The 1,229-nt window shown below is 28.6% G+C and carries 1 protein-coding gene; it reads right to left on the bottom strand.

Features of this window, described 5'->3' with window-relative positions; translation table 11 throughout:
* Positions 1-125: 125 nt before the first annotated feature.
* The gene (gene tnpB, locus ACRC03_RS17705; RefSeq protein ID WP_438653927.1) at positions 126-1,223 is read right to left on the bottom strand and encodes an IS200/IS605 family element RNA-guided endonuclease TnpB; all 1,098 of its coding nucleotides are present in this window, start codon (positions 1,221-1,223) and stop codon (positions 126-128) included.
* Positions 1,224-1,229: the final 6 nt, after the last annotated feature.

Here is a 1,229-nt window from a genome sequence, read left to right as displayed (position 1 = left end):
GTGAACTACTCACCACTTAACTACCTACGGTAACGTTTGAAGTGGGAGCTTCTTGGTCAATAGTACCATTGTACTAAGTATCTCCAAGCTTATAGGATAGTTCCTATCCCAACTGTATACCAAAATTATATAGCTAATTTCAGTAGATTCATACTAGCATTTATATCTCTATCATGATGTGTTTTACAATCTGGGCAAGTCCATTCTCTAAGTGCTAGGTTCTTTACTTCTTCATTCTTATATCCACAATTAGAACACATTTGGCTACTTGCATAGTTAGAAGGTGCTACAATTATTTCTCGACCATACCAACTTGCCTTATATTCTAGCATTCTTCTAAATTCTGACCAACTTGCTTCACTTATGGCTTTTGCTAACTTGTGATTTTTCTGCATATTTTTTACCTTTAAGTCTTCGATAACTATTGTTTGGTTTTCACATATTAGTTTACTCGATAACTTATTAAGGAAATCTGCTCTTTGGTCTGCTATCTTTTGATGTAATTTAGCTACTTTTAATCTTGATTTATTTCTATTTTTACTACCTTTTACTTTTCTTGATAAATCCTTTTGTAATTTAGCTAATCTTTTTTCAGAATTTCTAAGATGCTTAGGATTTGCAACTCTTAGTCCATCTGAACATATAGCAAATTCTTTAAGTCCTACATCTACTCCAATTTTTTTATCTATATTAGGTAATGTTTCTATTTCAGTTTCTACTAATATAGATATATAATATCTATTGCTAGGTGTTTTTGATATAGTACAACTTTTTATTATGCCTTCAAATAATCTATGTTGCTTTATCTTTATTCTAGTTTTTAATTTTGGTATTTTTATATAGCCATTTTCTATGTTTACAGTAGTTCCTTGATTGTTTGTTGTATAACTATGATAATTAGTTTTCTTTGATTTGAACTTTGGAAAACCTACTGATTTATTTCTAAAAAAGTTTTTGTATGCTTTATCTAAATTTAGTTGTTCATTTGCTAATGCTAAACTATCAACTTCATTTAACCACTCATAATCTTTTTTATACTGCGCAGGTGTAGGATATTTAATTTTCTTTATATCTAAATCTTTATTTTCTTCATAAGATTTAATTCTATCTGCTAACATCATATTGTATATAAATCTACTGCACCCAAATGTCTTTGCTAAGAATATCTTTTGTTCTTCATTTGGATATATTCTATATTTATATGCTCTAAGCAATTTTATCACCTACTT

The organism is Romboutsia sp. (assembly GCF_051659545.1).
In the GTDB taxonomy this organism is placed as follows: Bacteria; Bacillota; Clostridia; order Peptostreptococcales; family Peptostreptococcaceae; genus JBOFOR01.
Note: the sequence above shows the minus strand (reverse complement) of the source record. Positions and strands in the feature narration are given on the sequence as shown.